Annotated in this window: 24 protein-coding genes; 14 read left to right on the forward strand and 10 right to left on the reverse strand. The window is 63.8% G+C overall.

Features of this window, described 5'->3' with window-relative positions; all coding sequences use genetic code 11:
- Positions 1-2 precede the first annotated feature (2 nt).
- From ACTHL0_RS11900 to ACTHL0_RS11950, 11 genes are all read left to right on the forward strand, one after another.
- On the forward strand, positions 3-2,504 hold the full coding sequence (locus ACTHL0_RS11900; protein WP_440566939.1) for a lantibiotic dehydratase: 2,502 nt from the start codon (positions 3-5) through the stop codon (positions 2,502-2,504).
- A gap of 28 nt (positions 2,505-2,532) precedes the next feature.
- Complete coding sequence (locus tag ACTHL0_RS11905; RefSeq protein WP_440566941.1) at positions 2,533-4,209, forward strand: AMP-binding protein; 1,677 nt, start codon at positions 2,533-2,535, stop codon at positions 4,207-4,209.
- Between the two features lie 66 nt (positions 4,210-4,275).
- Positions 4,276-5,442, forward strand: a complete 1,167-nt coding sequence (prpC, locus tag ACTHL0_RS11910; RefSeq protein ID WP_440566942.1) for a bifunctional 2-methylcitrate synthase/citrate synthase — start codon at positions 4,276-4,278, stop codon at positions 5,440-5,442.
- 37 nt (positions 5,443-5,479) lie between these two features.
- On the forward strand, positions 5,480-6,307 hold the full coding sequence (locus ACTHL0_RS11915) for a c-type cytochrome (RefSeq protein ID WP_440566943.1): 828 nt from the start codon (positions 5,480-5,482) through the stop codon (positions 6,305-6,307).
- Positions 6,308-6,314: 7 nt separating this feature from the next.
- Positions 6,315-6,977, forward strand: coding sequence for a chromate transporter (locus ACTHL0_RS11920; protein ID WP_440566944.1), 663 nt, complete (start codon positions 6,315-6,317; stop codon positions 6,975-6,977).
- The gene (locus tag ACTHL0_RS11925; protein ID WP_440566945.1) at positions 6,974-7,531 is read left to right on the forward strand and encodes a chromate transporter; all 558 of its coding nucleotides are present in this window, start codon (positions 6,974-6,976) and stop codon (positions 7,529-7,531) included. Before ACTHL0_RS11920 ends, ACTHL0_RS11925 begins: the two co-directional genes overlap by 4 nt.
- 93 nt (positions 7,532-7,624) lie before the next feature.
- The gene (locus tag ACTHL0_RS11930) at positions 7,625-8,755 is read left to right on the forward strand and encodes a 3-deoxy-7-phosphoheptulonate synthase (protein WP_440566946.1); all 1,131 of its coding nucleotides are present in this window, start codon (positions 7,625-7,627) and stop codon (positions 8,753-8,755) included.
- Positions 8,756-8,779: 24 nt separating this feature from the next.
- Positions 8,780-9,757, forward strand: coding sequence for an extracellular solute-binding protein (locus ACTHL0_RS11935; RefSeq protein ID WP_440566947.1), 978 nt, complete (start codon positions 8,780-8,782; stop codon positions 9,755-9,757).
- A 24-nt stretch (positions 9,758-9,781) separates the two neighbouring features.
- Positions 9,782-12,952 carry an efflux RND transporter permease subunit gene (locus tag ACTHL0_RS11940; RefSeq protein ID WP_440566948.1) on the forward strand — a complete coding sequence of 1,057 codons (3,171 nt, stop codon included), beginning with the start codon at positions 9,782-9,784 and terminating at the stop codon, positions 12,950-12,952.
- Positions 12,953-13,119: 167 nt separating this feature from the next.
- The gene (locus tag ACTHL0_RS11945; protein ID WP_440566964.1) at positions 13,120-14,262 is read left to right on the forward strand and encodes an efflux RND transporter periplasmic adaptor subunit; all 1,143 of its coding nucleotides are present in this window, start codon (positions 13,120-13,122) and stop codon (positions 14,260-14,262) included.
- A gap of 23 nt (positions 14,263-14,285) precedes the next feature.
- Entirely contained in the window at positions 14,286-15,698 is a 1,413-nt protein-coding gene (locus ACTHL0_RS11950) for an efflux transporter outer membrane subunit (protein ID WP_440566965.1), read from the forward strand.
- Here the strand turns inward: ACTHL0_RS11950 and ACTHL0_RS11955 are convergent.
- A complete protein-coding gene (locus ACTHL0_RS11955; protein ID WP_440566949.1) occupies positions 15,695-16,597 on the reverse strand; it encodes a LysR family transcriptional regulator in 903 nt (300 codons plus the stop codon). The genes ACTHL0_RS11950 and ACTHL0_RS11955 overlap by 4 nt on opposite strands.
- Before the next feature lie 158 nt (positions 16,598-16,755).
- On the opposite strand from ACTHL0_RS11955, the gene ACTHL0_RS11960 reads away from it, so the two are divergent.
- Both ACTHL0_RS11960 and ACTHL0_RS11965 read left to right on the forward strand, forming a co-directional pair.
- Positions 16,756-17,346, forward strand: a complete 591-nt coding sequence (locus ACTHL0_RS11960; protein WP_440566950.1) for a class I SAM-dependent methyltransferase — start codon at positions 16,756-16,758, stop codon at positions 17,344-17,346.
- 133 nt (positions 17,347-17,479) lie between these two features.
- Positions 17,480-17,998 carry a CinA family protein gene (locus ACTHL0_RS11965; RefSeq protein WP_440566951.1) on the forward strand — a complete coding sequence of 173 codons (519 nt, stop codon included), beginning with the start codon at positions 17,480-17,482 and terminating at the stop codon, positions 17,996-17,998.
- Between the two features lie 240 nt (positions 17,999-18,238).
- On the opposite strand, the gene ACTHL0_RS11970 is transcribed toward ACTHL0_RS11965, so the two are convergent.
- From ACTHL0_RS11970 to ACTHL0_RS11985, 4 genes are all read right to left on the reverse strand, one after another.
- Positions 18,239-18,556, reverse strand: coding sequence for a hypothetical protein (locus ACTHL0_RS11970; protein WP_440566952.1), 318 nt, complete (start codon positions 18,554-18,556; stop codon positions 18,239-18,241).
- A 336-nt stretch (positions 18,557-18,892) separates the two neighbouring features.
- Positions 18,893-19,654 (reverse strand): HAD family hydrolase, encoded by a 762-nt coding sequence (locus ACTHL0_RS11975; protein WP_440566953.1) that lies wholly within the window; start codon positions 19,652-19,654, stop codon positions 18,893-18,895.
- 91 nt (positions 19,655-19,745) lie between these two features.
- A complete protein-coding gene (locus ACTHL0_RS11980) occupies positions 19,746-20,219 on the reverse strand; it encodes a YaiI/YqxD family protein (RefSeq protein WP_440566954.1) in 474 nt (157 codons plus the stop codon).
- Positions 20,220-20,510: 291 nt separating this feature from the next.
- Positions 20,511-21,005: a hypothetical protein gene (locus tag ACTHL0_RS11985; RefSeq protein ID WP_440566955.1), complete on the reverse strand. Its 495-nt coding sequence runs from the start codon at positions 21,003-21,005 to the stop codon at positions 20,511-20,513.
- A 291-nt stretch (positions 21,006-21,296) separates the two neighbouring features.
- On the opposite strand from ACTHL0_RS11985, the gene ACTHL0_RS11990 reads away from it, so the two are divergent.
- The gene (locus ACTHL0_RS11990) at positions 21,297-22,262 is read left to right on the forward strand and encodes a LysR family transcriptional regulator (RefSeq protein WP_440566956.1); all 966 of its coding nucleotides are present in this window, start codon (positions 21,297-21,299) and stop codon (positions 22,260-22,262) included.
- A gap of 29 nt (positions 22,263-22,291) precedes the next feature.
- On the opposite strand, the gene ACTHL0_RS11995 is transcribed toward ACTHL0_RS11990, so the two are convergent.
- The 5 genes from ACTHL0_RS11995 to ACTHL0_RS12015 all read right to left on the reverse strand — a co-directional run.
- Positions 22,292-23,074, reverse strand: coding sequence for a substrate-binding domain-containing protein (locus ACTHL0_RS11995; protein WP_440566966.1), 783 nt, complete (start codon positions 23,072-23,074; stop codon positions 22,292-22,294).
- Positions 23,075-23,136: 62 nt separating this feature from the next.
- The gene (locus ACTHL0_RS12000) at positions 23,137-24,435 is read right to left on the reverse strand and encodes an MFS transporter (protein ID WP_440566957.1); all 1,299 of its coding nucleotides are present in this window, start codon (positions 24,433-24,435) and stop codon (positions 23,137-23,139) included.
- 185 nt (positions 24,436-24,620) lie between these two features.
- Positions 24,621-25,040: an Hsp20/alpha crystallin family protein gene (locus tag ACTHL0_RS12005; protein ID WP_440566958.1), complete on the reverse strand. Its 420-nt coding sequence runs from the start codon at positions 25,038-25,040 to the stop codon at positions 24,621-24,623.
- A 58-nt stretch (positions 25,041-25,098) separates the two neighbouring features.
- On the reverse strand, positions 25,099-25,539 hold the full coding sequence (locus ACTHL0_RS12010; RefSeq protein WP_440566959.1) for an Hsp20/alpha crystallin family protein: 441 nt from the start codon (positions 25,537-25,539) through the stop codon (positions 25,099-25,101).
- Between the two features lie 239 nt (positions 25,540-25,778).
- The coding region (locus ACTHL0_RS12015; protein WP_440566960.1) for an NRAMP family divalent metal transporter at positions 25,779-26,899 on the reverse strand (1,121 nt) is incomplete at its 5' end.

Genomic DNA, 26,899 nt, shown 5'->3' on the forward strand with positions numbered 1-26,899 from the left:
CCATGTCGCTTTCGTCGTTCTTCTGGATGCGCTCGGCAGGCTTTCCGATCAGCTGGCTCGAGCGTTTCGCGGTGCGGCTCGACGCGCAGTCGGTCGCGCGCTTTTACGCACTGACCGAATCCATCGAGGCGCGCATCGAGCGTATCCGGGAAGGTTTGCTGAAGGCCGGCTCGCCCGCGGCGTTGAAGGTCGTGCGCAAGCTGACCGAGGGCATGCCATTGACGGCCAAGGACTGGCCCGTCGATCAAACCGCACTGGCGGCTGCCGAACTCGAACCGTTCTATGCCGAACGCGCCGAGCTTGCGCAATTGAGCGCTGCGCTTGAAACGAGCTTCGGTACCGCTGCGACGCAGGCGCGTGGCGCGTTATTCGAGACGTTGCGCGACCCGCTGCTGCGCGAGGCCGTGTTCTTGTCCAACCCGAGCGCGCTCGAACGCGTCGAGACGTTGGCTGAATGTTCGCCGGAACGCGTCGACAACCGCATGCGGCAGCGTTTGCGCCTGGCGTGGAGCTATGTGCAGCGGCTGTGCGCGAAGAACGATACGACGAGCTTTTTCGGGCCGATCGCCTGGGGCGAATTCGGGCCGGCGGATCGTGCTGACGATCGTGCGTCGTCCTTCGACGTGACTGCCGGCGAAGGCGGCTGGATCGGCGAGCGGCGCACCTACTTCGAGCATTGGGTCATCTCGCGCGTGGCGATGGCGATGTCGGAAGACCCGGTGCTCGGCGAGACGCTGCCGATCTCGCTATCGCCTGCCTGCGCCCTGGTGGAAGGTGCGCTGCATGCGCCGGGTAATCGACGCATCGCTGTCGACGGCGCGCTCTTTGCCGTGCTCGACGAACTCGAAGCGCAACGGGCGCATGGCATCAAACGGACGCTGCTGCGTGAGCGCTGCATCGCGCGGGGGGTGACCGAACAGAACGTCGATGCGGCTATCGACAGCGTGCTCGCCAAGGGCATCGCCACGCGCGGCGTGCGTGTCGCGACGGGGTTGAGCGACCCGCTCGGTGCCCTGCGCACCTACCTCGCGCACCTCGACGCGGGCCATCCGCGCACGCGCTTCTGGCGCGAGCTGTTCGATGCGCTGGAGCGCGAGCGTCAACGCTTCGCAACGGGCGGCCTCGACGAGCGGCGAGCGGCGCTTGCCGATTGCGAGACATTACTGGCTGAAAACGGCATCGACGTGAGCCGCGAACAAGGCAAGATGTACGTTGGCCGTTTTCCGTTCTACGAAGACTGTGCGCGCAATGTGCGTGTGCGTATTGCGGGTGACGTACGGCGCGCGATCGATACCGAGCTGGTGCCGCTGATGGCGCTCTACGATCGGCTGGCCGGTGCGATCGCCACGCAGGTCTGCGCCGCCTACGTGCGCATTCGGGCGAACGGTGACGTGACGGTGCGGCACGACTTGCTGTCGTTTGCGCGCGAATTGCAGCGTCACCGCGTGGCCGAGGAGACGGTTTCCGTCCTGCGTCCGCTGTTGCGCGCGGCATGGAGCAGCGTAGTGGCTGACAAGCGAGCCGTGGACGGCGAGATCGCGCTCGATGCCGGCGACCTCTCCCGGCTCGTGTCGGCGTTCGAACAAGCGGGCGTGTGTGCGCAGGATCCGCAGCCGCTAGGCACGCGCGTCCACTCCCCCGATTTCCTGATCGCGGCGGCCAGTGTCGAAGCGATTCGCGCCGGACAGTTCGATCTCGTGATCGGCGAGGTGCACCCGACCGTGCACACGGTATCGCAGCCTGTGGCACAGCCGTTCTGTCCTTACCAGGACAACGTCCGCGACGAGGTGCGGGACACGCTCGGCCGTTCGCGCATGGTCGCGGCCGATTCCGACAGTACGTATCAGCGTTCGCATATCGATTGGCTCGATGTGCCCGAGCTGTGGCAAGTCGAGATGCCCGGCGCGAGCGCACGCGTACCCGGCGAGCGGCGCGTGCCGGCGGCGCGGCTGAGGTTGATCGAACAGGACGGCACGCTGTTCGTCGAAGACGGTACGAGTGGACTGATCGAGCATCTGCTGACGGTGCTGCCGGGCGACTTCCATCGCGCCGCATTTGCGCTGGCCGCCGACGTGCTGGGCGCGGGCATCGCCGATCGTATCCGGCTGGGCCGCACGATTGTCAAGCGCCGTACGTGGACGCTGCAAGCGAGCGAGCTGCCGATCGCCGAGCGTGTGGGCGAAAGCATGCCGGCCTTTCTCGCGTGGCGGCGCTGGGCGAGCGCGCTGGGCTTGCCGCGCCACATTTTCGTCAAGGCCGACACGGAGCCCAAGCCTGTATTCGTCGACTTCGACTGTCCGCTTTCGCTCGATGCGCTGACTTCCGTTTCGGCACGTGCGACGACGCTCGGCGTCTCGGAGATGCTGCCGGCACCGCACCAAGTGTGGTTGACCGACGAGCGCGGCGCGTTCTGCGCGGAGTTCCGCACGTCGATCGTCGGCAGCAGCGGCGACGAGGGGGCTGCCGCCCCTGTTCGGCAACACGACGAAGAAGCCCTGTCGTGAAGCGTGGTGTTCGATTCGGAGAAGCCTCATGAGCGACAGCGAAGCCGATTTGCCGCGTCGTGACGCCAATTTTGCCGCGCTCACGCCGCTCGACTACATCGCGCGTGCGGCCGAGGTGCACGGCGACCGGCCGGGTGTCGTGCACGGTCCCGTGCGCCGTAACTGGCGCGATACCTACGCGCGCACGCGACGCCTCGCAAGTGCGCTCGTGCAGGCCGGGGTCGAACGTGGCGACGTGGTGGCCGTGTTGATGCCGAATACGCCAGCGATGATCGAGGCGCATTTCGGCGTGCCGATGGCCGGCGCGGTGTTGGCCGCGCTGAACCACCGGCTCGATGCCGCGTCGCTCGTCTATATGCTCGGGCATTGCGGGGCGAAGGTGCTGCTCGTCGATGTCGAGTTCGCGGTGCGCGCGCTCGAGATCGAAGCGGCCTGTCCGCACCTGCGCGTGATCGTCGATATGGATCCCGTCGCGCCGGTCGCGTTCTCGCTAGACCACATGCACGGCTGGACGGTTTATGAAGACTTTCTCGCCGGCGGCGATCCGCATTTCACGTGGCTGCGCCCGCTCGACGAGTGGGACGCGATCGCCCTGAACTACACGTCGGGCACGACCGGCAAGCCCAAGGGTGTCGTGCTGCATCATCGCGGCGCGGCGCTCAGTGCACTCAGCGTCGTGCTCGACTGGGATATGCCGATGCACCCGGTGTACCTGTGGACGCTGCCGCTGTTTCACTGCAACGGCTGGAGCTGCGCGTGGGCACTGGCCGCACGTGCCGGGGCGAACGTGTGCTTGCGGCGCGTCGATGCGGCGCGCGTCGTCGATCTGATGTGCGCCGAAGGCGTCACCCACTATTGCGGCGCACCGATCGTCCAGACGCTGCTCGCCGACGAAATCGACGCGCGCCTCGACCAGTGGCATGCACGCGGCGCGCGCGCCGTGCACGCGTTGCTGGCCGGCGCCGCGCCCTCGCCGACATTGATCGATCGGCTCGAAACGCTGGGCATCGTGCCCTCGCACGGCTACGGCCTGACGGAAACCTACGGCCCAGCCGCGATCTGCGTGCCGCGCGACGAATGGGCTGCGCTCGATTCCGCGGAGCGCGCGGCGCACCGCGCGCGGCAGGGCGTGGCGTATCAATTGCAGCGCGGGTTGACGGTCAGGCATCCCGACACGCTCGAGCCCGTGCCCGCCGACGGTACGACCATCGGCGAATTGATGTTCCGCGGCAACCTGTGCATGAAGGGCTACCTCGCCAACGCGGAGGCGACCGACAAGGCATTCGCGGGCGGGTGGTTTCACACTGGCGATCTGGCCGTGCAATGGCCCGACGGCTATGTGCAGATCAAGGATCGCAGCAAGGACATCATCATTTCGGGCGGCGAGAACATTTCCAGCATCGACGTCGAGAACGCGCTCTATCAACATCCGGCCGTAAGCGCGGTGGCCGTGGTCGCGATGCCCGACGACAAGTGGGGCGAGGTGCCGTGCGCATTCGTCGAGATCCGCCCGAACATGCAGGTGAGCGCGGACGAACTCATCGCGCACTGCCGTACGCGGCTGGCCGGTTTCAAGATGCCGAAGGCGATCCGCTTCGAGCCGCTGCCCAAGACATCGACGGGCAAGATCCAGAAACACGAACTACGCGCGCGGCTCGCGGTGGCGCTGCGCGAAGCCGTTGCAGGGACACCTGTTTCCACTTAGTCATCAAGCTGATGAAGCTGATGAAGCTGATTGAGCCAGCCTCAGAACACACAAGGAGAACCCACGATGGATGAGCGTGCGATTGCATCGGAGCCCGTTGGCTTCAAGCCCAAGAAGTCCGTTGCGCTGTCAGGCGTGGTGGTCGGTGATTCGCGCCTGTGCACGGTGGGCCGCGCGGGCAACGACTTGCACTATCGCGGCTACGACATTCTCGATATCGCCGACGTGTGTCAATTCGAAGAGATCGCGCACTTGCTCGTGCATGGCAAGCTGCCGAACGCGGTGGAGCTCGTGGCCTACAAGGCCAAGCTCAAGTCGTTGCGCGGCCTGCCCGCGGCCGTGAAGCAGGCCCTCGAAGCGACGCCGGCCGGTGCGCACCCGCTCGATGTCTTGCGCACAGGCGTGTCGGTGCTCGGCACCGTGCTGCCGGAAAAAGACGACCACGGCATCTCGGGCACGCGCGACATCGCCGACCGCCTGATGGCATCGCTCGGGTCGATGATGCTGTACTGGTTTCACTTTAGCAAGAACGGCCGGCGCATTGACGTCGAGACCGACGACGATTCGATCAGCGGCCACTTCCTGCACCTGCTGCACGGCCGTCCCGCACCCGAGCCGTGGGTGCGCGCGCTGCACACCTCGTTCAACCTGTACGCCGAGCATGAATTCAACGCGTCGACGTTCACGGCACGTGTGATCGCGAGCACGGGCTCGGACTTCTATTCGGCCATCACGGGCGCGATCGGCGCACTGCGCGGGCCCAAGCACGGTTGCGCGAACGAAGTCGCGTTCGAGATCCAGAAGCGTTACGACACGCCCGACGAAGCGGAAGAGGACATCCGCCGTCGCATCGAAAAGAAGGAAGTCATCATCGGCTTCGGCCATCCCGTATACACGGTGGCCGATCCGCGCCATCAGGTGATCCGTTCGGTGGCCGAACGCCTGTCCGACGCGGCGGGCAACCGCAAGATGTTCGACATCGCCGAGCGCATCATGCACGTGATGCGCGACACGAAGAGGATGTTCCCGAACATGGACTGGTTCTCGGCCATCGCTTACAACCAGATGGGCGTGCCCACGGCGATGTTCACGCCTATCTTTGCGATCGCGCGCACTTCGGGATGGAGCGCGCATGTGATCGAGCAGCGCATCGACAACAAGATTATTCGCCCGAACGCGAACTACGTCGGCCCGGACAATCAACGCTTCGTGCCGCTCGATGCGCGGCCATAGCACCAAGAACACCAAGATCTACGCGAGGAGAGACTCAATGCAATTGAAGCGAAAGCATGCGTCGATGCTTGCGCTGGCGGCCGTGCTGTCGGCACTGGCCGCCGGTGCGGCGTATGGGGACGACGATCTCGACGCGCGTATTGCCGCGCTGCCGCCGGGCCCCGATACCGATGCGATCGTGCTCGGGCGCAACATCACGTTCGACACACCGCACTACGCACCGGGCCATGTGTCCGGCAACGCAATATCGTGTGCGAGCTGCCATATCGGCGGCGGAATGCAGCCGAAGGCGTCGCCATGGGGGGGCATCACGGGCGTGATGCCTTCCTACAGCGGGCGCAGCGCGACCGTCGAATCGCTGTCGCAGCGGATCAACAACTGCTTCGTGCGCTCCGAGAACGGCACGCCGATCGCGTTCGATTCGCCCGAGATGAACGGCCTGCTCGCCTATATGGCCTTTCTGTCGCGCGGCGTGAAGGGCGGCGAGTTCGTGGCGGGCCGTGGCATGGGAAAGATCGAGAACATCTCGAACATGACGCCCGACCGGGTGCATGGCCAAGCCGTCTATACCCAGCAATGCGCGTCGTGCCATGGTGCGAACGGCGAGGGCATGAGCACGGGTGGCACATTCTCGATTCCGCCGCTGTGGGGCGACGCGTCATACAACATCGGCGCGAGCATGGCGCGGCTCGGCCCGGCTGCGGCGTTCATCAAGCACAACATGCCGCTCGGCCGGGGCGATACGCTGACCGATCAGGAGGCGGTCGACGTGGCGGCCTATGTGACGCAGCAGCCGCGGCCCGACTTTCCACCCAAGGTCAACGATTGGCCCAAGGGCGGCAAGCCCGCCGATGCCCGTTATTGAGCACGCGATGCGAGGCGAGAGCACAACCTCCAATCTGAACACGTTCGCCGGGCCGGGCGTGTCGTCGCATGGACGCCTGCCGGCGCCGATTTCGCCCGCCGCGCTGTTCACCGCGTTCGCCACGATCGGGATGTGCGGCTTCGGCGGCATCCTGCCGTGGGCGCGGCGGACGCTCGTCGATACGAAAGCGTGGCTGACGGACCAGGAATTTACCGAACTGCTTGGCTTCGCCCAGGTACTGCCAGGCGCGAACGGGACGCACCTCGCCGTGATGTTCGGTGCGCGAAGGTGCGGCTGGCGCGGAGCCTTGGCCGCGGTCACTGGCCTCTTGCTTGCGCCGTTCGTCATTCTGATCGCGCTCGCGCTGCTCTACCGGTGGTACGGCAAGCTGCCCGAGGTACATGGTGCGTTGAAAGGGATGGCTGCGGTGGCCGCGGGCCTCAGTATCGAGACCGGCCTGCGCCTGGCGCGCGCGTTGACCCGTCGCATTCACACGATCGTGCTCGCTTCGTTGCCTTTCATCGCGATTGCGGTCTTGCATCTGCCGCTCGTCGACGTGATGCTGGTGCTCGTGCCCGCAGCGATCGCCTGCGAATTCGCGATGCGCAGGCACGCCAGCTCGGCGGCCCGCGGCATCGACGGCGGCAAGCAGGGAGGGCGGGCGTCGTGAACCTGAACCTGAACCTGAACCTGAGCTTGACGCGCGTGCTGGCGCTGCATTTCTTCCTGATCTCGCTGATCGCGTTCGGCGGTGCAAGCGCGGTGTTGCCGGAGATGCATCGCTTTCTCGTCGACGATCTACGTCTGATGACCGATCAGGACTTCATCGCGCTGAATGCGCTCGCGCAGGCGGCCCCGGGTCCGAACGTGCAGATCGTGGCGATGTACGGCTTCTGGGTCGCGAGCCTGCCTGGCGCACTGGCCTCGATCGGTGCGATGTGCGGGCCGACGTCGCTGCTCGCGTTCGCCGTCGAGACGCTCGGCGCACGCCACAGCGGCACCGAATGGCACAAGCTGATTCGGCGCTCGCTGGCGCCGCTCACCGTGGGGCTCGTGCTGGCGACGGGCTGGATCTTGTCGGTCGGCGCTTCGCACATGGACGATCGCTGGGTGCGCACGTTGCTACTGACGGCGGCGGCGACAGGCATCGCGATGACGCGGCGTCTCAATCCAATCTATCTCATCGCGGCGGGCTGCCTGCTCGGCGCAGTGGGGCTCGTTTGATGTTTTGCAATTGACATTTGACATTCGACATTTGGAATTTGACGCGACGCAGGCGTACGTGCGTTGCATCCAACGATCATCGAGGCCAAAAACATGAACGGAGACCATGACCCCCGCAGTGCCGATTACGGTGGACGGATCGCGGATGTCGCGCCGCTGCCGTCCCCGGCGGAACTGTCCACCGTGTTGCCCGGTGCGGCGGCCGCGGACACCGTCGAACGGGCGCGGCGCGCACTGGGCGCGATCGTCGCGCGCGAAGACGATCGTCTGGCGCTCGTCGTCGGGCCGTGTTCGATTCATGACGTCGACGCGGCGCTCGCCTATGCGGAAAAAATCGCGGCGCTGCGGCGCGTGTATGCGGACGACGTCGAAATCGTCATGCGTACTTACTTCGAAAAGCCGCGCACGATCGATGGATGGAAGGGTCTGCTCAACGATCCGTTGCTCGACGGCAGCGGCGATGTGCGGCTCGGCCTGCGGCTTGCGCGGCGCCTGCTCATCGATATCAATTTGCTGGGCGTACCGGCGGCGACCGAATTCCTCGAACCCGCAGCCGCGCACTTTCTAAGTGATCTTGTCGCGTGGGGCGCGATTGGCGCGCGCACGGCGGAGTCGCAGATCCATCGACAGCTCGCCTCGGGGTTGCCGTGCCCGATCGGCTTCAAGAACGGCACCGACGGCAATGTGACGATCGCGGCCGATGCGTTGGCGGCGGCGAGCCGCCCGCATCAGTTCCTTTCGGTCTCACCCGACGGCACGCTGGCGGCGATCGGCACGACCGGCAACGCGGCCTGCCATCTGGTGCTGCGCGGCGGCAAGGAGCCCAATTACGACGCGCAGAGCATCGCGCAGGCGTGTGCCGCACTCGCGCAGCGCGGCTTGCCCGAGCGCGTGGTCATCGATGCGTCGCACGGCAACAGCCGCAAGCGTCATGCGAACCAACTGCTCGTCTGCGATTACCTGGCGCGGATCGTGGCCGAGGGCAACGCGGCCGTCGTGGGCGTGATGATCGAGTCCAATCTTGTCGACGGCCGTCAGGATCTGCGGGCAGGCTGCGAACTCGTGTACGGGCAGAGCATCACGGATGCGTGCATCGGCTGGGCCGACACCGAGCGCGTGGTCGAGCAGCTGGCGCTGGCGGTACGTCATCGGCGCACGGCCGGCCAAGCCCGGCGCACACGGCTCGGCGGCCTGCCCAATCTGGAAACACTCGTTAACGCTTGAACAAGCGCGGCTCGATCGATACCGATGAAACAACCCTTTATGCGACTTTTCAGCGCGTGTTGTGCGGCGCTCATATGTGCGACGGCCGCGGCCGATGCGGCAGCGTTGACCGTCTATAGCGTCGGGCCCGCGCCGCTCATTCGTCGGCTCGCGGCGGATTTCCGCGAGGAAACGGGTATCGAGGTCAACGTCTTTCAAGGGGACACGGGGCAAGTGCTCGCGCGTTTGGCCGATCAGCGCGCGGCGCCGGCCGACGTGGTGATTCTCGGCTCGTGGGATACCGCACTCGAGATGAGCCGGCGCGGTGAATTACTGCCGTATCGGCCCGCCGGTTACGAGCATGTCGCCAGCGCCTATCGCACGCCGCAATTCATTGCGCAGGGCGTGGCGACGCTCGCGCTCGTGTGGCGCACCGACAGCGGCACGCCGCGGCCCGAAGATTGGAGCGACTTGGCCGCTCCGGCCTATCGCGACCGTATCGGCACGGTCGATCCCGCGCAATCGGGCTCGTCGCTGGATCTCATCGCAGCGCTCGACGGCCAGCACGGCACCGATATCTGGGCGCTGCTCGCCGCGCTGCGCGAGAACGGCCTCACGCCTTCGGGTTCCAATGCGCAGGCGATGGATGCCGTGCTCAAGGGCGGAAAAGCAGCCTTGTTCGCGGTGGCCGACCACACGGCGCTCGAAGACAAGGCGCACGGCGCCCCGATCGAGGTGATCTTCCCGCGCTCCGGCACGATCGCGACCGCGCGTCCGATGATGATCATGAAGCGCACGCGTGAGGTGCGCGATGCCAGGCGCTTCGTCGATTTCGTGCTGTCGCGCAAAGGCCAGCAAGACGTCGCCGACGAGTTCATCATCCCCGCGCGCGACGACGTAGAGGCTAAGCGCCCCGGGCTCGACGCGATCAAGCTGCTGCCTGCGCCGCAGCGCCAGGCGGCTGATAGCGGGACGAGCCGCGATACCGTGCTCAAACGCTTTGCCGCGCTGTTTTCGCACTGACCGTACCGGCGCGGAAACGACGCAATGTGGATCGTCAAGCTCGCCCTCGCGCGGCCGTATACGTTCATCGTCATGGCGCTCGCGATCGTGCTCGCGACGCCGCTGACGCTCGTGCGCACGCCGGTCGATGTGCTGCCCGACATCGACATCCCCGTCATCAGCGTGATCTGGACGTACGGCGGGTTATCGGCCAACGAAATGGCCAACCGTATCACGACTGCGAACGAGCGCAATCTGACCGTGCTGGTCAGCAATATCCAGCATAGTGAGTCGCAGTCGCTGGCCGGCATCGCGATCATCAAGCTGTTTCTGCAGCCGCACACCGACGTACGCACGGCGATGGCGCAGGCCGTTTCGGCCGAGGAGGCGCAACTGCGCTTCATGCCGCCCGGCGCCACGCCGCCTTTGATCCTCACGTACTCGGCCTCGAGCATTCCGGTGTTGCAATTAGGCATCTCGAGTCCCGTGATGTCGGAACAGGCGCTCAACGATGCGGCGACCAACTTCCTGCGCCCGCAACTTGTGACGATTCCCGGCACCGTCGTGCCGTTCGCCTACGGCGGCAAGCCGCGTGTGATCTCGGTCGATCTCGACACGCGTGCGCTGCTGGCCAAGGGCCTCACACCGAGCGATGTGATCAATGCCGTCAACGTGCAGAATCTGATTCTGCCGAGCGGCACGGCGAAGATCGGGGCAACCGAATATGCGGTCATGACGAACGCCTCGCCCGACACGATCGACGGCTTGAACCGCATTCCCGTGCGCACCATCGACGGGGCGACGACCTACCTCGGCGAAGTGGCCCACGTGCGCGACGGGTTTTCGCCGCAGACCAATGTCGTGCGGCAGGACGGGCGGCGGGGCGTGCTGATGTCGGTGATGAAAAGCGGAGAAGCGTCGACGCTCTCGATCGTCGACGCGATTCACGCGCTGGTGCCGCACGTCGCACAATCGCTGCCGCCCGATCTGAAGATCGTTTCGCTGTTCGATCAATCGGTGTTCGTGAAGGCGGCGGTGCAGGGCGTGGCGCGCGAAGCGCTGATCGCCGCGGCCCTGACGGCCGCGATGGTGCTGCTGTTTCTCGGCAACTGGCGCAGTACGCTGATTATCGCGATCTCGATTCCGCTGTCGATCCTGGCTTCGCTGATCGTCCTGTCGGCGCTCGGCGAGAGCATCAACATCATGACGCTGGGCGGGCTCGCGCTGGCCGTGGGTATTCTCGTCGACGATGCGACGGTCACGATCGAGAACATCGAGCGCCACCTGCACACAGGCAGCAGCCTGCGTCAGGCGATTCTCGATGGCGCGGGCGAGATCGCCGTACCGGCATTCGTGTCGACGCTGTCGATCTGCATCGTGTTCGTGCCGATGTTTTTTCTGACAGGCGTGGCGCGATACCTGTTCGTGCCGCTCGCCGAGGCAGTGGTATTCGCGATGCTCGCGTCTTATTTGCTATCGCGAACACTTGTGCCGACGCTCGCACTGCTGCTGACGCAACATCCGCCCATGCACACCGACGACGCGCAGCAAGCGGGGAGTTCGCTGTTTGCGCGCGTGCATCGGCGCTTTCAGCGCGTGTTCGACCGCTTGCATGCCCATTACGTCGTGCTGCTGACGATGGCGCTCCGGCGGCCGGGCCGCTTCGGCGGCGTTTTTTTGGGCGGCTGCCTGTTGTCCACGGCGCTGCTGTTTGTCGTCGGCATGGATTTCTTTCCGTCGGTCGACTCAGGGGCGATCCGCCTACATATGCGAGGGCCGACGGGCATGCGTATCGAGGAAACCGCGCGCCTGGCCGATCAAGTCGAGGGCGTCGTGCGCGACGTCGTGCCGGTACGCGAGCGGGGCCCGATCCTCGACAACCTGGGATTGCCGTACAGCGGAATCAATTTGTCGTATAGCAACGCGGGCACGATCGGCACGTTCGACGGCGAGCTGATGATCGCGCTGGCGCCGGACCACGCGCCCGCGCAACGCTACGTCGAGCGCTTGCGCGCGCTGCTGCCGCAGCGCTTTCCGGGTGTCGAGTTCTTCTTTCAGCCGGCCGACATCGTGACGCAGATTTTGAACTTCGGCTTGCCAGCGGCGATCGACGTGCAGATCACCGGCGCCAATCAGCGTGCGAACTTCGCCGTGGCGAGCCGCCTCATGAAGGCGATGCGTTCGCTGCCGGGTGCTGTCGATGTCCATATCCAGCAACGTGTGAACGAGCCGACGCTCCTCTTTCAGATGGATCGTTCCCGCTTGCAGCAGTTGGATCTGACTGCGCAGAACGTCGCGCAGAATCTGCTCGTCGCCCTGTCCGGCAGCTCGCAGACGGCACCGGCGTTCTGGCTGAACGAGCACAACGGCGTGCAGTACCCGCTCAGTGTGCAGATGCCGCAATACGATGCAGCCTCGCTCGACAGTCTCATGCGCATCCCCGTGACGGCACCGAGCGGCACGGTGCGGCCGCAACTGCTCGGCAATCTGGTGCACGTGGAGCGGCGCGCGTTGCCGGCCGAGGTATCGCACTACAACATCCGGCCCGCACTCGACGTGCTGGTGTCGGTGCAAGGGCGCGACCTCGGCAGCGTCGCGCGGGAGATCGACAAGCTCGTCGCGGCAGCGCGGCCATCCCTCGTACGCGGCTCGGACATCGACGTGCGCGGTCAGGTCGAGACGATGCGTTCGTCGTTCTCGGGGTTGCTCATCGGACTGGCCGTCGCGGTTGTGCTTGTCTATCTGCTGATTGTCGTCAACTTTCAGTCGTGGCTCGATCCGCTGATCATCATCAGCGCGTTGCCTGCGGCATTGGCCGGCATTGCGTGGATGCTGTTCCTGACCGGCACACGCTTGTCGGTGCCCGCGCTGACGGGCGGCATCATGACTGTCGGCGTGGCGACAGCCAACAGCATTCTCGTCGTTTCGTTCGCGCGTGAGCGGCTGGCCGCGGGCGCGGCGCCGCTCGCCGCCGCGCTCGAAGCCGGGGCGACGCGGATGCGGCCCGTCTTGATGACGGCGACGGCCATGATCGCCGGGATGTTGCCGATGGCGCTGGGCATCGGTGAAGCAGCAGAGCAGAACGCGCCGCTCGGGCGCGCTGTGATCGGCGGCCTGCTGTTCGCGACGGTCTCGACGCTCGTATTCGTGCCGCTCGTGTTCTCGGTCTTGCATGGGCGGCTTGCACGCAAGCAAGTTGCGCGGCACGCGCGGTGACGATCCATTTAAAACGCAACGACATGGACGACTCTCTGGAATCTTTGAACACCGAGCGCTTGCAGGCTGCACCCGACGCATCCCGCACGTTGCGGTTGGGCGGCGTGGGCGGCGCCGCGCCGTTGCCGTCGGAGGAGACGGTACGGCGACGTCTGCGCATCGCGACGATGTCGATCGCCATCGTCATCGTCGCGCTGACGGCCCGGACCGTCGTGGAGGGCATCGAGCGCACGCATGCGCTGGCCGACGCATCGGCCGGCAATCAGCGCGAGTATGTCTATGTCGTCAAGCCGGCGCTGCCGCGCCACGGCGATGCACTCGTCCTGCCGGGGACCTTGCGGGGCGCGGTGGAATCGCCGATCTACGCAAGGGCGAACGGCTACGTGAAGCGCTGGTATGCCGACATCGGCACGCGCGTGCGTGAAGGGCAACTGCTGGCCGAGCTCGATACGCCCGAGATCGATCAGGAACTGGCCCAGGCGCTCGCGCAGCGGCGGCAGGCGAACGTGACGTTGGCGCTCGCGAAAACTTCGCTGACGCGCTGGCGCGCGCTGCGAGCGCACGACGCCGTCTCGCAGCAGGAGCTGGACGAACGCTCGGGCGCTTACGACGAAGCGGCAGCCAGCTTTGCCGCGGCCGATGCGAACGTCAAGCGGCTTGGTGAGCTCGAGTCGTTCAAGCGCATCGTCGCGCCGTTCGCGGGCGTCGTGACGCGGCGTAACGTCGATGTCGGCGATCTCGTCGACGCAGGTAACGGCGGTACGCGTCGTGCCCTGTTCGCCCTGGCACAGACGGACCCGCTGCGCGTCTATATCGACGTGCCGCAAGCCTATGCGCAAGGCGTGGCGCCGGGCGCCCACGTTGTTGTCACGCAGGCGGAGCTCGCCCAACGATCGTTCGCGGGTACCGTCACGCACACGGCGCAGGCCATCGACGTGACGACGCGCTCGATGCAGGTGGAGGTGACGCTGTCCAACCGCGATGGTGCATTGATGCCGGGAGCCTACGTGCAGGTGGCGTTCGCCGATACGCCGCACGCCCGTCTGCAAGTGCCCGGCAACGCGCTGCTGTTTCGCGCCGAAGGCCCGCGTGCGGCGGTGGTCGGTAGCGACGGTCGCGTGCATTTGCAGCCCGTCGTGATCGCACGCGATCTGGGACAGTCGCTCGAAATCGAGAGTGGGCTGACGCCGAAGGATCAGATCATCGTCAATCCCGGGGATTCGCTGGCTGATGGCGACAAAGTCATCGCCGCACCGGCGCCGGCACCGGCATCGGCGCGCGATCCCGCTCCGGCGAAGGGGCACGCGTGAACGTGCGCTGGGGTTGGTTGCCGATGTTGGCGGCGCTTGCCGGCTGCGCGGCTGGGCCCGACTATCGGCGGCCCGATGTGGAGATGCCTGCGACGTGGCGCATCGATGCTGGCGACGCCTACTGGCATGCGGCGGTACCCGCGCATGCGCCGCTCGCGCTCGATTGGTGGCGTGGCTTCGGCGACGCGCAGCTCGACAGCCTCGAAGCCGCCGCGCTGGCCGGGAACCAGACCTTGCGCGCGGCGAGCGCGCATAACGATGCCGCGCGTGCGAGTCTCGCCGAAGTCGCATCGGCGCAGGCCCCTCAGCTCGGCATGCAGGCAGAGGTGGCGCGCGAGAAGATTTCGGCCGAGCGGCCACGCATCAACTATGCGGTGTCGACGTTCTCGACCGTGCAGAACGACGTCGTGCTGCGCGCGAGCGTGGGCTACGAGCTCGATTTGTTCGGGCGCATTCGTCGCGAAGTGGAAGAGGCGAATGCTTCGGCGCAAGCGGCGGCTGACGATCTGGCCAACGCGCGGCTCGTGATCACGGCCGACGTGGCGGCCACCTACGTCGCGCTGCGCGTCGTCGATGCCCAAAGCGATGTGCTGGCGCAACTCATTGCGCTGCAGCAGCAGTCGCTCGATTACGTGCGCAGGCGGCACGATCTGGGCGCGGTATCGGGCCTCGATGTCTTGCAGCAGCAGACGCAGCTCGATGCGACACGCACGCAGGCGCAGCTGCTCGTCGCCACGCGTGCGCAATACGAGCATGCGCTGGCGGCGCTTGTCGGCGCGCCCGCGTCGTCATTCTCGATTGCGCCGAACGTGGTGTCGTTGACCCATACTGCGCCGCCCGCCATCTTGCCGGCGTTGCCGAGCGAGCTGCTCGAGCGGCGGCCCGATATCGCGGCGGCCGAACGCGTGATGGCGGCGGCCAATGCCCGCATCGGCGTGGCACGCGCCGCGTACTTTCCCAGTCTGGTGCTGAACCCGGGCATCGGTTGGGAAGCGACGCGCTTCGCCAGTATGCTGAGTGCGCCGGCGCTGTTGTGGTCGGTGGGTGCATCGGCCGAGTCGATGCTGTTCGACGGTGGCAAGCGCCGGGCGCGCGTCGATTTTGCGCGGGCCGGCTATGCCGAAGCACAGGCGCGCTATAGACAGACCGTCCTGGACGCGATGCAGCAGGTGCAGGATGGCGTCACCGGCCTCGCGGTACTCGACGTCGCCGCGCGCCAGGCGCATGCGGCTGTCGACGATGCGCGCCGCCTCGTCGATATGGCGAACGAACGTTATACAGACGGCATGACAGCGTTTATCGACGTGATCAGTGCACAGCAGCAGCTGCAGACGAGCCGTGAACAGGAAGTGACCGTTCATGGCCGCCAACTGGCGACGTTCGTCTTTCTGGCAAAGGCGCTTGGCGGGGGCTGGCAGGAGCAGGCCCCGAACTAGCCATGCCCATTGGCGAAGTGGTCGGTCAGGAACTGAATGAACGAGAGCACACGTGGGGCGACGAACGGATCGTCGCGCCACATCAGGAAGGCGAAGCGTTTTTCGAAGGTCCAGTCGGGAAAGATCGGCACGAGCAGGCCGTCGACGACGGCGTCGTTAGCGACATAACGCGGCAGATAGGCCACACCGAGGCCATCGAGTGCGGAACTCAGCAGGGCGCGGCTGTTGTTCGAACGCATGACGCACCGCGCGCGCACTTCGACTTCGCGCTTATGCTTCTGCATGGCGACCACGCTCGTGTGAGCGGGGCCGCGAAACAGCAGGAAGCCGTGACGCGAGAGTTGCTCCGGGTCCGTGATCGCGGGATGGCGGCGCAGATAGGCCGGTGCGGCGAACAACCCCCAGTCGATTTCCGTCAGGACTTTGCCGCGCGCATGCTCGGGCTTGCTGCGGCTGATCATGATCGCGACGTCGACGTTCTGGCTTTCCGGGTCGATTTGCCGATCGGTTAAATCGATTTCAACCTGCACGTTCACATATTTCGTGGCGAATTGATTTAAAGCCGGCATCAGCCGGATATTACCGAATGTGACGGGGGCCGCCACTCGCAGATTCCCGACCGGATCGGCATGATATTTCTGCATGAACGCATCGGCGCTCTGCATTTCGACGAGCATGCGCGCGCAGTATTCGTAATACGTACGCCCCACATTGGTGATTTCGAGCTTGCGCGTGGTGCGCTTGAGCAGCGTGACGCCGAGCGTGGCCTCCAGACGCGCCAATTCCTTGCTGACGGCCGACTTCGATACTCCGATTACGCGTGCTGCGTCCGTATAGCTCATCGTTTCGACGATTTTCGCGAAGATTGCCATCGACGCCATTTGTTCCAGCTGATTCATCGTCTCTCTCAGTGTGGTTATTTTTTGTGCTTCTTTGCCGCCGAGTTTATAGCGGCACGCCCCACCGAGGCAATGCTATCAAATTAAAGACGTTTACATAAATGGACCGATCGGTAAACTACACCGCAATCGTCGCCACTTGAGCAGAGGGATTTGTTATGGACGAACAGACTATCGAAGCCTATTCGGCAGGCGCGAGCCGGTATGCGGCTGATTGGCGCGACCAGCCTGCGCCGGCTGACATGTATGCGCTATTGCAGCGTTACTTCACCCTGGGCGGTAAAACAGCAGACATTGGGTGCGGCGCTGGGCGCGACGTTGCGTGGCTGAACGATCATGGTTTCCCGACTGTGGGCTATGACGCCGCGGAAGGGCTGCTTGCGCAAGCGGCGAACGATTTTCCGTCGCTGGTTTTCAAGCGGGATGTGCTTCCCGCGCTGGATTCGATCGTCGCGGAAACCTATGACAACGTGCTGTGTGAAACCGTCTTGATGCACTTGCCGCCGGACGAGGTGACTTCCGCCTGTGCGCGTCTAATCGATATTCTGCGGCCAGCGGGAACGTTGTATTTGAGCTGGCGAGTCGGGGAATCGGTTTCCGCCCGCGATGCCGCCGGCCGGCTCTACGCCGGGTTCGATGCCGCGCGGGTCAGGGAGGGCCTGGGTGATGCGCAATACTTGCTCGATGCCGAAACGGTCAATCAGTCTTCCGGCAAGCGGGTGCATCGGCTTATTGCTCGGCGACGGTGATTGATGTGAGCGGCGGCCCGGTTCGGCATCTTTTTTCCCATCCGATCGAGTCAGCGCTGAGGGAACGCTACTTGCGCTCGCCTATGCAGACGCGCGGGCGTGACGAACACGCCCAAACGTGAGGAGACAAGCGATGACCGTCGAACAGGATGTCGTTTCCTTTTTGACCTCGGCCGGCCTCAAGCTTGCGACGGCCGAGTCATGCACCGGCGGGTTGATCGCTGCCGCATTGGCTGGCGTGCCGGGAAGCGGTCAATGTCTGGACGTCGGATTCGTCGCTTACTCGCCCACCGGGAAGGCGGGCTTCCTCGGCGTTCGACGCGAGACGATGGAGCGGTATGGGCTCACCAGCGAGCCGATTGCGCACGAAATGGCGGAAGGCGCGTTGGCGGCAGAGGGGTGCAGCGCGGATGTAGTGGTGGCGAATACCGGTGTTGCCGATCCCGTCGGTGACGGCGAGGGCCCGCCAGCGGGCACGCAGTGCTTTGCATGGTCCTGGCGTGTCGCGGATTGTCGTTGTATGACCTTTACGGAGACTAAACGCTTCGCAGGTACGCGTAATGAGATTCGTGAGGCAGCCGCACAATACGCGCTGTCTCGCATCGAGCACTATTTCCAGTTGTTTCAACGCGCCGGCAGCGAAGGTGGATAGCGGGAGCGATCGCTGCTGCGCACGTCCTGTCCCCAAGCGAACGAATCCTGACTAAGGCGCTTCACCTTCAGCCCCATCGATGGCCTGTTTGCGCCGCATTGCCCGGCTGGCGATCAGATCGGCCCGACAACATCGCGTGTCGGGCCTTGATCCGCTTCCGTCAGGCGTCGATCGAATGCCACATTGAATCTTCGCATTAAGCGATGTGACGCTCGAGCGGACGCACACCTCGATTCAACGCTATTGAACCGGCGATTTTACGGAAGGCCTTGCCAAGGTGTTGTTGACTCCATTCGCGACGTCCGGCGTCGAACTATCGTTCATGCTGTTTCGCAAGCCGGCGTTCGGCGTGCCAACGTTCCCCGACCCTACGCCGGTTCCGCTTTCGGAGTTGATGGCTCCCGGTGTGCCGTAGCCGCTCGTCGAGTTGTCCGGCGATACCGCGGCCGGTGATCTCGTGCTCGGCGTTGCCAGCGTGTTGTTGGCCTGTGCATAGGCGCCGCCCGAGAGCACGAGTGCGGCGGCAGCCGCGATGACTGAGGTGATTGCTTTGTCCACGATTCGGTCCTCCAAGATGGGGCTGGAATTTCGACGCAGCCGATCGCCGCCTGCTTGACCGTGAATCGAGCCCTCGCCGTATCCGGTGCTCATGTCTCCATTGAATTGAACCGTACGAGACCACACTACCCGCGAAACGGCGTCAACATGCCTGCTCGATACCAAGGCAAGGGAAAATAGTGACTTACTCGATTTCCTAAAATGCTGCCAACAGTATAGGAGAAGCAGCGATTGCGCGCAGTGGGGCCCGACGGACTGGCTCACGCGTGGCCGTTTGCACAGATTCTGCACACGGTGAAAACCTTAGAAGTTGACCGAGCGCGACATCAACTGTTTTCAAGTGGGAACCGGGATGGCGTCGGGGCTGTTCGTCGCCAGTGTGGGATTGTCGGCTTGACTCGTCTCGCGACACGCGAAAGCGGCACTCGCCTGAGCGTCTGTCACGCCGAACCACGCGGAAACATACCCTCTCGTCTGTTTGAGGCTTTCCAGCCTGACGAGGCTGACTCCAATGACTTCGTCGGACGGCGGTCTGAGATCCGGCACCGTCACGACCTTAATCCCCGCGCGATGCGCGGCAAGCACACCGTTCTCGCTGTCCTCGAATGCGAGGCACTCACTCGGCGATTTCCCCAAGCGAGAAGCGGCAAGCTGATAGACGGCCGGGTCGGGCTTGCCACGAAAAACCTCATCGCCTCCGGCGACCGCATCGAAGAAGTCGAGCACGCCGACACGGGAAAGCCGGGCTTTAATCTCCTGGCCACTCGATGATGAAGCCACGGCGCAGGGCACGCCCGCATTGATCAACGCAACCAAAAGATCTCGCGCCCCCGGCTTTAGTGGATATACGGGTGGCTTCTCAGGAGACTGCAACTGCTGTCGGACGCGGAGCAGCGCCTCCTGAAAAACGGGCTCCTTCCCAAACATCTCGCGCAACATCGCGTGGCATTCAGGCAGGGATCTGCCGATGATCTCGACATAGTCGATAGGGCGGATATCGATCCCAAGGTCGCGCCCGACGGCGATCCACGTGTTCATGATCGTCCGTTCCGAGTCGATCAGTAACCCGTCCATATCGAAGATTGCCGCAGAAAACATCGCCCGAATCCTTAGTCAGTGTGGGAAATAGTCAACGCACTATAACCTCTGACGGCTTGGTTCGACATGAACGTTTCCGACGAAAACATTGTCATTCTGGCCGTCGCTGCCCCGGCGCTTTGCCATGTCGCGCGAGGAAGCGATCGAGTTGGCCGGCAAACGTCTTACTATCGTTCGCCGTATACGGCGCCGGCCCGCCCGTCGCGACGCCTGAGCTACGAAGCTGATCCATCACCTCGCGCATCGTCAGCCGCTCCTGAATGTTCTCACGTGTGAACCAGCTTCCACGCGGATCGAGCACATGTCCGCCTTTTTCCAGGGCAGCGGCGGCGAGCGGAATGTCGGCGGTGATGACGAGATCGCCCTGACCGACGAGTTCGACGATGCGATTATCCGCGGCATCGAATCCCACCGGCACTTGCAATGCCTTGATAAAGGGGGAAGCCGGGGTACGCAAGTACTGGCTGGCAACAAGTGTCACGCATACTTCAGTACGCCGCGCCGCTCGAAAAAGAATGTCCTTCACGACAACTGGACAGGCATCTGCGTCAACCAGGACTTGCATTACGGTGCTTCCCAAAGAGTTTCGGCAATCCGGTCTGCTCCGGCGCGGGTTGCGCCGCACGATGGCGCGAGCGTCAGCAGGAATGCCTACGAAAACCGCATTTTGCACTAGTGTCCTGTCCCGTAAGTTCTTTGATAAATGAAATTGTCCATTTGGCCGCCAGGCAAGAAGCGAGGAGGCGCCATAGCCGTAGCTATGGCAACGACGAGCGACGCCGCCTGGCGGTCAAATGGGCGATTTCATATCAAAGGAACTTGCGGGACAGGGCACTATATGGCCTATGTGCAGACGCTATCGTCGGGCTAACCGCTGCTTCGGCGCCATTTCGAAGTAGACGCTCTCGCCCTGGGCGAGATCGACAATGCGAAAGCCACCATCGGCACGAAAGAGAATGGCGTGGGAAATTAACGAAATGCGGATCGAGCCGTCTTCAAGACGCATCGCGGAAGGATCCGACAGCTCGGGCACGGTCCAGCCCGACAGTTCGGCCCGCACCATCGCCTCGATGATTTCCGAACGCGCGTGTTCGGGACCCGATGGCGCAGGGCTGATCTTGCCGAGCTCCCTGCGCAAGCGATGCAAACGACGCATCGTTTCCGGCTTGCGTGGCAAGCTGACCCGGCTCCGTCCGGCGGCCTCCGACCGCGCACGTTCGCCCTTCAATTCGGAAAGGCCGGGCGCGCATGGCACCGTCCGCGACGTGTCGGCGGACTCGGTAGGCGCTGCGTTCCCGATATCGGCCTCACTGTGTGGAACGATGCCGCGTGTATTGAGGTTGACGTTCATTTGGAATCGATAGGCGGACGAGGCACTGCGTCGGCCGCATGAGGGCATGGGCCATCGTGCCGAGCGATCCTTGAACACGCTGTACGTGCGGCGCCAGTGGGCATCAGTGGCGGGGATCGAATGCGCAAGTGTAGCCGGAGAAGCTTTCTTTATGCCTGCTACCCCGGCAGATGCGGCAAAATCCACCCTCGCACGCTCAAGGCCTGGCGCAGGCGGACCGGCATACTCCGCCATGGGCGCTTCGCATGACGTCATGCAAAATATCCGCATCCAGGATGGCGAGGGAGGCCCGTGGGTATCAATTTCGATTTGAATGACTTGCAGGCGTTTCGCGCGGTGGTGGAACTGGGGAGCTTTCGCAAGGCGGCGGAGGCGGTCAACATCTCGCAGCCGGCCTTGAGCCGTCGCATCGACAAACTCGAGGATGCCCTCGGCGTGCGTCTTTTCGATCGCACCACGCGTAGCGTCACGCTCACGACGATCGGCCGCGTATTTGCCCCGAGCGCCGAACAACTACTCGATGATCTCGATGTCGCGCTGCTCGGCATCCGCGATGTTTCATCGAGCCGTCTCGGTCACGTGACGATTGCGTGCGTGCCATCGGTGGCCTACTACTTTTTGCCGAACGTTATCGCGAGCTATCGTCGCCGCTTTCCCCGCATCCGCGTCAAGCTGCTCGATGCAAGTGCGAACGAGGTCCTGGGCGCCGTGATCAGCGGCGAGGCCGATTTCGGCGTGAGCTTTATCGGCAGCCAGGAGCCCGAGGTCGAATTCAAGGTGCTGCTGCAGGACCGGTTCGTTGCGGCTTGCCGCCGCGATCATGCGCTTGCGCGCAAAAAGCGCGTGACGTGGAGCGAGCTCTACGAGCACGAGTATGTCTCGGTGGATAAAACGTCGGGTAACCGCCTGCTGCTCGATCAGGCGCTCTCGGCCGTGGCACCGCAAACGCCCAGTGTGTGCGAGACGCGGCATGTGACGACGATGCTCGGTTTAGTCGAAGCGGGGCTTGGCGTCGCAGCGGTACCGTCGATGGCGATGCCTGGACGCGACCACCCGATCCTCACGAGTGTGCCGCTGGTCGATCCCGTCGTGAAGCGGCGCCTGGGTATCGTGCGGCGCCGCGGACGTTCGCTTACGCCGGCTGCGCAGGAATTTTATCGAACGATTATGGAGGTGAAGCGCGGCGGTGCAGAAGGCAGCGACGCCATCCGCGATGACACCGCTCCCAAATCGGCGTCAAGCAGGAAGTCCCGATAGTAAGACGCTGGCCGTTCAACGGAATGCGTTCAATGATCGGAAACCGTATCGAGTCCGGTCGATTTGACTTCGAGTTGGGCGCCGGGGGAGGCGAGATAGTCGAGCAGGGCTTTCGCTTCCTTCGGATGTTGTGCGCCGACAGGAATCCCCGCAGCGTAACGCGTGATTGATTGCACAGGCTCGGGAATTTTTCCGGCGAACGTCGCTCCCTTGACCGGCAGCAATTCGCTCACCTGCTGGAAGCCGATTTCGTATTCGCCGTCTGCTACGACCGAGGCGACGGGAATTCGCGGAATCATCTTCGCCTTCGATTTGACTTGATCCTCGATGCCGAGCTTCTCGAACAACTCGCGCTCGATATAGACGCCGCTCGCGCTGTCCGAATAGGCGATCGACTTCGCATGCAGCAACGTCTGACGTAATCCCTCTATCGAGCCAATGTCAGGCTTGGCCGCCCCTTCCCGCACGACCATACCAATGCGCGAATCGGCCAACTCGACCCGCGATGCCGGGATGATCTTGCCTTTGCGAATCAAATCGTCAAGCGCATAGCCCACCATGATGACGGCGTCCGCCGGTTCGCCCCGCTCGAGCCGGTTCGGGATCGCTTGAGGCGACTGACCCATCGACGGGCCAAGCGCGGTCTCGAGTGTGTTGCCTGTCTTCGAGGCGAACTCGGGACCGAGTACGTTGTACGCGGCGGTAAAGCCGCCGGAGGTCATCACGTGCAGATCGGCGGCCTGCACGTTCGTTGCAGCGGCCGAGCCGGCGACCAGCGCTGCCGCGCAAAGTTTAAGAAGCAGTTTTCTCATCATGATGGGAGATGGATCGGATTGCGCGTGGACGTTCGGCTGCATGCGGACGAGAGGGCGCGTCATTGCGCCGGCGCGAGCGCCGCGGAGCGCCGGCGATAGAGCCCGAGCGTCGCAACGAGGGCGCATGCCGCGGCGAAGCTCATCCAGTAGCCGGGTGCGGCCTTGTCGCCGGTCATATGAATGAGTGCGGTCGAGATCGCCGGCGTGAACCCGCCGAACACGGCAGTGGCGAGGCTATAGGCGAGCGAGAAACCCGCAACGCGCACTTGCGCCGGCATCACTTCCGTCAGTGCGACGATCATCGCGCCGTTGTAGATGCCGTACATGAACGAGAGCCAGAGGAGGGCCAGCAGCATGTTCTGGAAGCTCGGCGCATGAGCAAGCAGCGACAGTGCCGGGTATGCCGTCGCGATGGCGAGCACCGACATGCCCACGAGGAGCGGCCGGCGGCCGATCTTGTCGGAAAGCGCGCCGCCGATCGGCAGCCATACGAAGTTCGACACGGCCACGCACAGCGTCACGAGCAAACTATCGGCGGTGCTCAAATGGAGGACTGTTTTGCCGAAAGTCGGCGCGTAGACCGTGATGAGATAAAAGCTCGCCGTGGTCATCGCCACCAGCATCATGCCCGCGACCACGACGGCCCAGTTCCCGACGAGCGCGCGGAACACTTCGTTCATGCTTGGACGATGCTGCCGTGCCTTGAACGCCTGCGTTTCCTCGAGATTGCGACGCAGCATGAAGATGAACGGCACGATCATGCAGCCGACGAAGAAGGGAATCCGCCATCCCCATGCCGCAATGGCCGTTGCATTCAGCGATTGATTGACCGCGAAGCCGAGGCCGGCGGCCACGACGATCGCGACCTGCTGGCTCGCGGATTGCCAACTCGTGAAGAAGCCCTTGCGGCCGGGGGTAGCCATCTCGGCCAGATAGACCGATACGCCACCCAACTCGGCGCCCGCCGAAAAGCCCTGCAGCAGCCGGCCAACGAGCACCAGCGCGGGCGCCAGCAGACCGATCGTCTGGTAGCCGGGGACTAACGAAATGAGGATGGTGCCGCTCGCCATGATGGAAAGCGTCACGATCAAGCCCTTGCGGCGGCCAACATCGTCGATATACGCGCCGAGCACGATGGCGCCGAGCGGCCGCATCAAAAAGCCAGCACCGAAGGCGGCGAATGTCAGCATCAACGAAGCAAATTCACTTCCGGCAGGAAAAAAGACATGAGCGATTTGCGTCGCGTAGAAGCCGAACAGAAAGAAATCGAACTGCTCCAGAAAGTTTCCCGCGGTCACGCGAAAAACCGTCGCGGCTTTCGAATGTCCCGGTGCGAGCGTAGAGGGCGAGGGGTGCATCGATGTGTCTCCAGAATCCAGAATTCCCGATAGGTGCGGTTGTCCGCTTTTGTCGTTTCGGGAATATTGGCCTCGCCCCGGTCAAACGATAAGTGCAATATTTCGAATGATTGATGCACGATGGTTATCAATCGTTCCCACTCGGGGGCGCGTTGGCCCCCGTTGGGCGCGCTGGCAACAGCAGTCTAGCCAACCTGGACTTCGATCCGTCTCGGCTTTGCCTCGTCACGTCGCGGGATCGTCAACTTCAGTACGCCGTCCTTGAGTTGCGCGTCGATGCGGGCCACATCGAAGTCCGGGCTCAACGTGAACGCGCGAGCGAAGTGCGCGTGCTGCATTTCCGCGTGCTGCAATCGCAAGCCGGCGGGCGTCGGGACAACCGCCTCGGCCTCGATATGCAAATTTCCGTCCTGCACGTGAACGTTCAGCTTTTCTCGGGGTACGCCCGGGAGATCGGCGAACAGTGTGATGCCGTGAGCGTCTTCAAATACATCCACGGCGGGTGCCACACGCGTTTGTCGCGCGCTGTCGCGCGTCCCCGCTTGCTTGCTGACGGCACTCCCCATCGGGCGCGCGCCGGTCGTCAATTCAGTACGATCGCTCATGATGTCCTCGTCGATGGTATGCGGGGACGCGGTACGACGGACGTCCCCCATTGAATGCTTACTGGACCGTGATGGCACGCGGCTTTGAAGCCTCCGATTTGCCGATGTTGATCGACAGGCAGCCGTTCGAATACTTCGCGCTGACGCTGTCGGGGTCGGCATGCTGGGGCAATTCGATTACGCGGCGGAAAGAACCGGCAAAGCGTTCGCGCGCATAGACGCGTACATCGTCGCCGGCCCCGATTTCAGCGGGCTTGCGCTCCCCGCTGATCGTCAGAAGACCTTTGTCGATCGAGACTTCTATCGTTGCGGGATCCAGCCCCGGCGCGAACGCGACGACTTCAAGCGTGTCGTCGGTACTCCCGATGTTCACGGGAGGGAAAGAGCCCAGGCGGGTGGCGCGCAGGCTGACGGGGAAGTCGGCGAATAGATTCGCCATCTGGCGCTCGAGGCGGTCGAATTCGCCCAGCAGATGGGTACTGAAGAACGGATCGCTCATGGTTTGGCTCCTGAAAAAAGGGGCCGCAGGGAGAGCAAACCGGAACCAGACCACGCGCTCCAGTTCACTCGTCCTGCGAGACCGCGGACGAACAAAGAGAAACACGCAGCGCATCAAATCGCGACTGCTTTAACTGGAATCTAAACTAGTGGGCGCTGCCGGATTTTCAAGGGGGTAAGTAACGTTTTGTTACATATCCGCCGACAGGACTGACACCGTTGCCCGTCCCGTGGCTGCGCTTAGCCGGGGACAAAAATCCCCACCGCGGCGATCGCCATCGCGATTGTCGCGAGCCATCCGCCCCAAGCGAGCGGGCCTTTGATGGCAAATTCGCCCATGACGTCGCGGTTGCCGGCCATCAGCATGATGATGACCATGATCGGTACCGCGGCGACACCATTGATCACTGCACTCCAGTACAGTGCGCGAATCGGATCGAAATGCATGAACGTGATCACAACGCCGCCCATGATGGCCAATGCGATCACGCTATAGAACTGCCGCGCGAGGGCCAGGTGCAGGCTGAGGCTGCTGCGCCATCGAAAACTGCCCGCGGCTGCATAGGCCGCGGAGCCGGCCAGCACGGGAAGCGCCAGCAAGCCCGTTCCGATGATGCCCAGCGAAAACAGCACGTATGCGAAACGGCCGCCGATCGGCTCAAGCGCTCGCGCGGCATCGGCCGATGTCTTCACATCGATGTGATGGAGATGCAGCGTCGCTGCTGCGGTCAGCACGATAAAAAATCCGATGATGTTCGAGACGCCCATGCCGACCCACGTGTCGAAGCTGATCCGGCGCAGTTGTGCCGGGGCCTGATAGGGCACACGTTTCAACGGCTCTTGACCGGGTGCAGAGCGCATCTCTTCCACTTCCTGCGAAGCTTGCCAGAAGAATAGATAAGGGCTGATGGTGGTACCCAGTACCGCCACGATCGTCGTCAAGTAGTCAGAGCTGAGCGAGGCCTGGGGCAGAACGATGGCATGCAGCACATCGCCCCAATGAATCGGCACGACCAGTGCGACGGCAACGTAGGCCAAGAGCACCAATGCCGTCCACTTGAGCAGGCGTGCATATTGGTCGTATGGAACAAAAATTTGCAGAACCACCGACAGCCCTCCGAGCAGGACGACGTTCAGTTGCTGCGGCGTACTCACTATCAGTTGCATGGCGGCGCCCATCGCCGACAAGTCTGCCGCGATGTTGATGACGTTGGCGACGATCAGCAATGCGACTGCGCCGTAGAGAAGCGGCTTGGGGTAGTGCGCCCGAATATTGGATGCGAGGCCCTTGCCCGTGACGCGGCCGATGCTCGCACTGACGAGTTGGATGGCCGCCATGAGCGGATACGTGAGCAGCAAGG

This window comes from Trinickia sp. (genome assembly GCF_051961175.1).
Lineage (GTDB): Bacteria > Pseudomonadota > Gammaproteobacteria > Burkholderiales > Burkholderiaceae > Trinickia.

Coding starts and splice junctions, on each gene's coding strand:
- ACTHL0_RS11900 (WP_440566939.1), top strand. CDS start 3: ATGTCGCTTTCGTCGTTCTTCTGGATGCGCTCGGCAGGCTTTCCGATC.
- ACTHL0_RS11905 (WP_440566941.1), top strand. CDS start 2,533: ATGAGCGACAGCGAAGCCGATTTGCCGCGTCGTGACGCCAATTTTGCC.
- prpC (WP_440566942.1), top strand. CDS start 4,276: ATGGATGAGCGTGCGATTGCATCGGAGCCCGTTGGCTTCAAGCCCAAG.
- ACTHL0_RS11915 (WP_440566943.1), top strand. CDS start 5,480: ATGCAATTGAAGCGAAAGCATGCGTCGATGCTTGCGCTGGCGGCCGTG.
- ACTHL0_RS11920 (WP_440566944.1), top strand. CDS start 6,315: ATGCGAGGCGAGAGCACAACCTCCAATCTGAACACGTTCGCCGGGCCG.
- ACTHL0_RS11930 (WP_440566946.1), top strand. CDS start 7,625: ATGAACGGAGACCATGACCCCCGCAGTGCCGATTACGGTGGACGGATC.
- ACTHL0_RS11935 (WP_440566947.1), top strand. CDS start 8,780: ATGAAACAACCCTTTATGCGACTTTTCAGCGCGTGTTGTGCGGCGCTC.
- ACTHL0_RS11940 (WP_440566948.1), top strand. CDS start 9,782: ATGTGGATCGTCAAGCTCGCCCTCGCGCGGCCGTATACGTTCATCGTC.
- ACTHL0_RS11945 (WP_440566964.1), top strand. CDS start 13,120: ATGTCGATCGCCATCGTCATCGTCGCGCTGACGGCCCGGACCGTCGTG.
- ACTHL0_RS11950 (WP_440566965.1), top strand. CDS start 14,286: ATGTTGGCGGCGCTTGCCGGCTGCGCGGCTGGGCCCGACTATCGGCGG.
- ACTHL0_RS11955 (WP_440566949.1), bottom strand. CDS start 16,597: ATGAATCAGCTGGAACAAATGGCGTCGATGGCAATCTTCGCGAAAATC.
- ACTHL0_RS11960 (WP_440566950.1), top strand. CDS start 16,756: ATGGACGAACAGACTATCGAAGCCTATTCGGCAGGCGCGAGCCGGTAT.
- ACTHL0_RS11965 (WP_440566951.1), top strand. CDS start 17,480: ATGACCGTCGAACAGGATGTCGTTTCCTTTTTGACCTCGGCCGGCCTC.
- ACTHL0_RS11975 (WP_440566953.1), bottom strand. CDS start 19,654: ATGTTTTCTGCGGCAATCTTCGATATGGACGGGTTACTGATCGACTCG.
- ACTHL0_RS11980 (WP_440566954.1), bottom strand. CDS start 20,219: ATGCAAGTCCTGGTTGACGCAGATGCCTGTCCAGTTGTCGTGAAGGAC.
- ACTHL0_RS11985 (WP_440566955.1), bottom strand. CDS start 21,005: ATGAACGTCAACCTCAATACACGCGGCATCGTTCCACACAGTGAGGCC.
- ACTHL0_RS11995 (WP_440566966.1), bottom strand. CDS start 23,074: ATGAGAAAACTGCTTCTTAAACTTTGCGCGGCAGCGCTGGTCGCCGGC.
- ACTHL0_RS12000 (WP_440566957.1), bottom strand. CDS start 24,435: ATGCACCCCTCGCCCTCTACGCTCGCACCGGGACATTCGAAAGCCGCG.
- ACTHL0_RS12005 (WP_440566958.1), bottom strand. CDS start 25,040: ATGAGCGATCGTACTGAATTGACGACCGGCGCGCGCCCGATGGGGAGT.
- ACTHL0_RS12010 (WP_440566959.1), bottom strand. CDS start 25,539: ATGAGCGATCCGTTCTTCAGTACCCATCTGCTGGGCGAATTCGACCGC.